The organism is Glutamicibacter sp. HZAU, from assembly GCF_004100365.1.
In the GTDB taxonomy this organism is placed as follows: domain Bacteria; phylum Actinomycetota; class Actinomycetes; order Actinomycetales; family Micrococcaceae; genus Glutamicibacter; species Glutamicibacter nicotianae.
On sequence record NZ_SCKZ01000004.1, the window covers coordinates 112,826 to 119,566 of the forward strand.

General features: G+C 59.3%; 5 protein-coding genes and 1 pseudogene. 3 read left to right on the forward strand and 3 right to left on the reverse strand.

Annotated elements, in window-relative coordinates:
• Positions 1-82 precede the first annotated feature (82 nt).
• The 3 genes from EKH49_RS07265 to EKH49_RS07275 all read left to right on the forward strand — a co-directional run bounded on the left by EKH49_RS07265 (position 83) and on the right by EKH49_RS07275 (position 2,084).
• Positions 83-559: an NfeD family protein gene (locus EKH49_RS07265; protein WP_128470300.1), complete on the forward strand. Its 477-nt coding sequence runs from the start codon at positions 83-85 to the stop codon at positions 557-559.
• Positions 560-613: 54 nt separating this feature from the next.
• A complete protein-coding gene (locus EKH49_RS07270; RefSeq protein WP_073706243.1) occupies positions 614-1,552 on the forward strand; it encodes an SPFH domain-containing protein in 939 nt (312 codons plus the stop codon).
• 184 nt (positions 1,553-1,736) lie between these two features.
• A complete protein-coding gene (locus EKH49_RS07275; protein WP_038991059.1) occupies positions 1,737-2,084 on the forward strand; it encodes an RNA polymerase-binding protein RbpA in 348 nt (115 codons plus the stop codon).
• 239 nt (positions 2,085-2,323) lie between these two features.
• Here EKH49_RS07275 and EKH49_RS07280 read toward each other — a convergent pair whose 3' ends face one another.
• From EKH49_RS07280 to EKH49_RS16850, 3 genes and pseudogenes are all read right to left on the reverse strand, one after another.
• The gene (locus tag EKH49_RS07280) at positions 2,324-3,052 is read right to left on the reverse strand and encodes a polyprenol monophosphomannose synthase (protein WP_038991057.1); all 729 of its coding nucleotides are present in this window, start codon (positions 3,050-3,052) and stop codon (positions 2,324-2,326) included.
• Between the two features lie 410 nt (positions 3,053-3,462).
• Positions 3,463-5,067, reverse strand: a complete 1,605-nt coding sequence (locus EKH49_RS07285; protein ID WP_128470301.1) for an amidohydrolase — start codon at positions 5,065-5,067, stop codon at positions 3,463-3,465.
• Between the two features lie 56 nt (positions 5,068-5,123).
• Positions 5,124-6,741: pseudogene (locus EKH49_RS16850) on the reverse strand (DEAD/DEAH box helicase); the annotation flags it as partial.

Here is a 6,741-nt window from a genome sequence, read left to right on the forward strand (position 1 = left end):
CCCTTTACCCGGCATCTACGGCAGAATGTAGGAAAGACCAGTTACGGCTGGTCAGGGTCCTAACAGAATTTAGGTGAATGCCATGACAACCGCCGAATGGATCATCAGCAATGCTTGGGTGATCTGGCTGGCACTGTTCTTGCTGCTGGCGATCATCGAGATGCTATCTCTTGATCTCTACTTCATCATGCTCGGCGTCGGGGCCCTAGGTGGCGTAGCGGTCGCACTGCTCAGTGGACCCATTTGGCTGCAGGTTCTCGTGTTCTGCGTTATTTCGTTGTTGATGATCTTCTTAGTTCGACCAATTGCGGTCAAGCATCTACGGAAATCACCCGAGGGATTCCGCACGAATATCGATCGGCTCATTGGTGCGGATGCACTTATTCTTGAACCGACCTCGCGCATGTCGGGTTCGGCCAAGATCCATGGAGAGATTTGGACCGCTCGCGCTGATTCAAGCGTTCCGACCATGAACCCCGGCACCTATGCCGTGGTTTCCCGTATCGACGGGGCAACTGCGTACCTGACCGCGAAGTCCCCGGACCCCGCAAACGGCTAAATAGCCCGACGCTCCATATTCATCACTACTGCACAAAGAAAGTGAGTACGAACCATGAATTCAGATGGTTTTGGCTTGACTATTGTGCTTGTCGTTCTGGCAATCTTCGTGATTGTCGTCCTGCTGCGCAGCGTGCGCATCGTGCCACAGGCACGTGCTGGCATCGTTGAACGCCTCGGCAAGTACAACCGAACCCTAAACCCCGGCCTGACGATCCTGATCCCCTTTGTGGATCGCTTGCTGCCGCTGCTGGACCTCCGTGAACAGGTTGTTTCTTTCCCGCCGCAGCCGGTTATCACCGAAGACAACCTGGTCGTTTCGATTGACACCGTGGTCTACTTCCAGATCACCGAGCCACGTGCGGCTACCTATGAAATCGCCAACTACATCCAAGCTGTCGAACAGCTCACCACCACGACGCTTCGTAACGTCGTCGGTGGCCTGAATCTGGAAGAGGCCTTGACCAGCCGCGACCAAATCAATGGCCAGTTGCGCGGCGTGCTCGACGAGGCCACCGGCAAGTGGGGCATCCGTGTTTCCCGCGTCGAGCTTAAGGCCATCGATCCACCACTGTCGATCCAGGACTCGATGGAGAAGCAGATGCGTGCCGAGCGAGACCGTCGTGCGGCCATCTTGACCGCTGAGGGCACCAAGCAGTCGGACATCCTCACCGCCGAGGGTGAGCGCCAGGCTGCGATCCTCAAGGCCGAAGGTGACGCGCAGGCTGCCATCCTGCGCGCGGACGGCGAGTCCCAGGCTATCCAGAAGGTCTTCGACGCAATTCACGCCGGACGCCCGGACCACGAGTTGCTGGCCTACCAGTACTTGCAGACTCTCCCGAAGCTTGCCGAAGGCACTTCGAACACCCTGTGGGTCATTCCAAGTGAACTGACCGAAGCCCTCAAGGGCATCGGCGGAGCACTGGGCGGCAACGGTTCGAGCAGCAAGCCTGCGGCTCCGGAGTCGCCGTCAGCTCCCGATAGCAACCTGTAGCGGGAACCCGTTTAGTACGGATTAGCCGTCTGCGGCGAGGTGCATACAATGCACCTCGCCGCAGACGCGTATAATGGATGTTTTGGCACCAAGAATTATCTTCACCTCTAGTCGGAGGGAATGATTTCCGAGTGCCAAACGTTGGTACGTGTAGCGAATTCTTCAAACATCGCGGAGGGAAAACATGAGCGATCGCAGCCTACGAGGCATGCGCCTGGGTGCACAGAGCATGGAATCTGAGGCAGGTGTGGAGCCGGCTGCCCGTCAGCGCGTGGAATACCGTACCGAAGAGGGCGAGACCGTCTTCGTCGTCTTTGCTGCAGAAGCTGAAATTCCAGCAACCTGGCACACCAAGACCGGTAAGGAAGCCAAGCTCGTCCATGGCGAAGCCAAGGCCGAAGAACCAGGCAATGAGAAGCCTGTCCGTACCCACTGGGACATGCTTCTTGAGCGCCGTTCCGAGGAAGAACTGGAAAAGACTCTGGCTGACCGCCTCCAGCAGCTGCGTGCTGCGCGTGGAGAAGCCGTCTAATCTCCCCCACTGCCGGTTGGATGCCGTCTTGGCATGTCCGCAAGGGTTTAGTCGAGGGCTCGGTTTGAAAGCATTATTGCTGCCAAACCGGGCCCTCGAACTTGCATCCGGATGGCTTGAGCCCAAACGGCTATGGTGTTGCATGGTTTGCGGATGCTTGAAGCTTTCCGATGCCTCTGGGTTAAAGGGAACTGGCGTGCAACGATTCTTCGTTGCACGCCAGTTCCCTATGCCAAGTATTACTTCTTGGAAGTCAGCTTCTTCCACCGGGCGCCCAAGCCCCAGCGGGTGACATTCCACATTGCTTCGAACACGATGTTGCCACTCATCTTCGAGGCGCCCAGTTCGCGCTCTACGAACGTGACCGGAACTTCAACGATCTTCTTGCGCAGCATGGCCACGCGGAAGGTCATGTCGACCTGGAAGCCGTAGCCACGCGACTCAACTGCATCGAAGTCGATGGCTTCCAAGGTTTCGCGCTTGAAGGCACGGTAGCCTGCGGTGATGTCGCGCAGGGGCAAGCCCAGCATGGTGCGCGAGTAGAAGCTGCCGCCGCGGGAAATGATCTTGCGCAGCAATGGCCAGTTCACTACTTCGCCGCCCTTGACCCAGCGCGAGCCGATCACGAGATCCGCACCTGCTGCGCTGGCTTCCAGCAGGCGTGGAAGCTGCTCCGGCATATGCGAGCCGTCGGCGTCCATCTCCACCAGCACGTCGTAGTCGCGGGCCAGGGCCCATTCGAAACCGGCGATGTAGGCGGCGCCCAGGCCGTCCTTGCCGGTACGGTGCAGCACATGGATGTTCGAGTCCTCGGCAGCCATCTTGTCTGCCAGTTCTCCGGTGCCGTCGGGCGAATTATCATCGACGATCAATACATCCGAGTCAGGAACTGCGGTACGCAAGCGTCCTACCGTCAGCGGAAGCGACTCCAGTTCGTTGTAAGTCGGAATGATTGTAATGACGCGCACGCGGCGGCACCTTTCTTGGTATTCGACACAAAGCTTGTTGCCTGCTCGGCTTCGGTCCATGGCTTCAGCAGGAATCCAGGCCGAAAAGAGTTAATCCAAACTCAAATTATAGTCATCAATTGCAAGCCAGCGATCATCGGACACCGTGTTAACGAACGATCCTCAGTGACTTCGGCCCTATTCTCCACGCAGAAAGGCACAGAGAATGTTATCTAAGGTCACTGAGGATCGTTGTATAAATTGCGTCGTTTCCAACGCAATGAATGTGCATCTCGAAGAGGCGCTTAGTCCAGCCTAGTGCGTACCCCACCTAGCCTGTCAACCATCAAATGACTTCACTCTTTATCTAGACAGCACTAGTCAGGATAAAATTCTTGAAATTATTCCACTTATTGAGCAACTGTTTCGCTTTAGGCTAATTCTGCTGGTTCGAGTGCATTGAAAAGTGTGACTCCAGCGCGTACTGTACGCAGGCACTGTGGAATCTCCTCATCAACCACCGGGAGCATCGGAGTACCAGCACGGGCGTCAGTGCTCCAAGAACTAATTCGGACATCCGGGGTTTGCACAGCAAGTTCAGAGGCAGTCCACACCGCAAAGGTTGCCGGTGCCCCGATCACGAGCTGCCCGGCAAATGGGTTCATCTCGCCCATGGCTCGATAGGTGGATCGGGTCTGGGCCAGGAAGGCCGCACGTGCAGAGATTCGCGCCTCGGCATTCGTCATGTTCATGCCGGCGCGCACAACCTGCCAGCCGTCAACCTCGGTGACCGGAGCATCGGAACCAAGCACCAGTGGGACACCAGCGGAGAGCATGGCCGAGAGGTTGTTCATTGAGCTTGCGCGCTCCCCCAGTCGCTGCGCGTACATGCCGTCCGAACCGCCCCAGGCCTGGTCGAAGACCGGCTGCATGGAAACCATGATGGCGTACTTCAGCAAACGGGCCCGCGAAGCGTCATCAACCATCTCGACGTGTTCCAAACGGTGGCGGCACATCTGCAGCTTGGCTACGCCAATCTGCTCGGCGGCCAGATCGAACCCCGCCAAGACCTCATCCAGGGCGCCATCGCCGATGACATGGAATGCCGCCTGGATTCCCCGGGAACTGCACGCAACCAGATGGGCCGCGATCTCCTCGCGCTTCAGGTACAAGCAGCCACGTTCGCCGGCCAGATCGCTATACTCCTCGCGCAGGTACGCCGTGTGGCTGCCCAGCGAACCATCCACGCGAAGGTCGCCTCCCAAGCCCAGCAGCTTGCCTTGCGGGAACGACGCGACTATTTCCTGGGCGATGTCCGGATCGCTGACCAGTTCACCCCAGTAGGCATGCACCTGCGGCAGCTCAGGGTTGTCGATGGACAGCAGCTGTTCCAGTGCCTCGCGGCCTTCGATATGCGGGGCCGCCATCTCCACAACGCTGGCGAATCCACGCGAGGCATAGTGCTCCAATGCCAGGCGCTGGTATTCCTGTTCGGCCTTCTGCGCGCCGGCCAGCGCTTCACGCACCGCGTCGTGATCCGCACCGGCAACGATGCCGGAGACAAGGTGCCCCAGATCCAGCAAATCCAGCAGTTCCCGATTCACCAACGCGCTATGCACATCCCGGCGGGCCAGATAGTAGCCACGGCCTTCAGCGGCACTGGTCAGGTCGGTTTCCGCAGGCAGTTCCTGATTGGTCCACGCGGAGTTGTCCCAGCCCTGGGCCAGTACCAGCTTGGTAGACTTCTGCGCCTGCTCGGCGACGAGGGACAGCAGCGACGAACCCGAGGTAGCTGCCCCCAAGTCGGCGCCCGACAGGGTCCGGCCCAGTGCGGCAAGGTGGGTATGGGATTCGACGAAGGCGGGGGTGACCAGGCCGCCCTTCAGGTCGATCACTTCGTCGACGGCCGCCACGTGGCGTTCAGCCGCGTCCTCTCCGCCCAACCACGAAATGGTGTCGCCGTCCACCACCATGGCGGTCGCGAATGGATCGGCCGCCGAGTAGATGGACCCGTTTCGGTAGAGTGATTTTGCCATCAGCGTCTCCCTTTTCTCATGCACTGGCTAATAAGTTTTCGAGCTGGATCTGTTGGCTAGTCCAGCACATTCGAGTAGGCCACGACGCCGCGCTTGATCTGGTCCACTGCCTTGTAGGCATTGCGCACCAGCAAGGGCGGAAGGTCGGAGTTCTTGGCGAACTGGTCCAGCGTATCGATGACCTGCTTGGCCCAGCGCACGAAGTCGCCCGGTGCCAGATCGGTACCGCGCAACGCGCTGTTCAGGCTTGATCCCCGGGCCCACTTGTACATCGGCCAGATCAAGCCGGATTCCGGCGGAGCGGTCGGGTCGAGGTTCAACGCCTCTTCAGCATCGGAGAGTTCGCCCCAGATCTTGATGGTGGTGTTCCAGATGTCATCGATCTTGCCCGTCGGCATTTTCGGATCGGCACGATCCATGTCACGGCGCGCCTGGTAGACCAGGCTGGCCACCACTGCGCAAAGTTCTTCGGACTTGAGCTGGGTCAGCTTGCCGGTCTCCAGGATCTGGCTGGTGAGCAGGTCGCGGTCGCCATAAATCCGGCGCAACCGGCGGCCCGAGTCGGTCAGCACGAAATCTTCGCCGCCATCGGATGGAACAAGGTATTCGAACTGCTCCAGCACCTTGCAGACCTTGTCGAATTGCGTGGCAATGGTATTGGTCCGTCCGCGGATGGCGCGACGGGCCTTGTCCGTATCTTTCTTGAGCTTCCAGTACCTGTCGGCCCAGCGCATGTGCTGGTCCTTCTCCGAGCAAGCGTGGCAAGGGTGGTCCTTGAGCTCAAGGCGCAGTTCGTTGATTTCGCGCTCGAAAGAATCCGATCCTTCGAAATCGAAGCTCTGGGCATCCTGGCGCGGAGGACGCGACTCGTAGATCGCGTTGCGCAGGGACGAGGCGAGGTCCCGGCGCTCCTTCGGCGTACGCCCGCTGAAGCCCTTGGGAATCTTGATCCTCGAGATGATCTGGACTGGCCCGTTGAGCTCTTCTACCGAGAGCCGGCGAAGCTGCGCTTCTTCGGTCAGGACCGTATGGCGGGGGTTGTACATTGCCTTATCAAGCTCGACGACCACGGCACGGCCAAAGCGGCGTCCGCCGGGCAAGTCAACCACATCTCCGCGGATCACTGCCTGCAAGGACTGCTCTGCTGCCGAACGGCGCTGGTGGCGGCGGTCCTTGGCAGCATTCTTCTCTACTTGCGCCAGATTCCGCTGCAGTTTCAGGTACTCCGTGAAATCACCGAGATGGCATTCCATCGACTTCGCGTAGCCAGCCAGGGATTCCTCCTTGGAACGAACCTGGCGGGCCATGCCCACCACGGAACGGTCCGCCTGGTACTGGGCAAAGGACGACTCGAGGATCTGCCGGGTCTGCTCACGGCCAAACTGCGCCAGCAAGTTGGTCGACATGTTGTAGGTCGGGCGGAACGAGGAATTCAGCGGATAGGTGCGCTTCGATGCGAGGCCTGCCAAGGACTCCGGCTCCAGATCAGGGTTCCAGAGGACTATTGAATGGCCCTCAACGTCAATGCCGCGGCGCCCTGCTCGCCCGGTGAGCTGGGTGTACTCCCCCGAGGAGATCTGCACATGGGATTCGCCGTTGAATTTCACCAGCTTTTCCAGCACGACCGAACGAGCCGGCATGTTCACGCCCAGCGCGAGGGTCTCGGTGGCGAAT

What these genes read in the sequence shown, in the direction of transcription:
- EKH49_RS07285 (WP_128470301.1), bottom strand. Translation starts at nt 5,067, where the DNA reads ATGGCAAAATCACTCTACCGAAACGGGTCCATCTACTCGGCGGCCGAT.
- EKH49_RS07270 (WP_073706243.1), top strand. Translation starts at nt 614, where the DNA reads ATGAATTCAGATGGTTTTGGCTTGACTATTGTGCTTGTCGTTCTGGCA.
- EKH49_RS07265 (WP_128470300.1), top strand. Translation starts at nt 83, where the DNA reads ATGACAACCGCCGAATGGATCATCAGCAATGCTTGGGTGATCTGGCTG.
- EKH49_RS07275 (WP_038991059.1), top strand. Translation starts at nt 1,737, where the DNA reads ATGAGCGATCGCAGCCTACGAGGCATGCGCCTGGGTGCACAGAGCATG.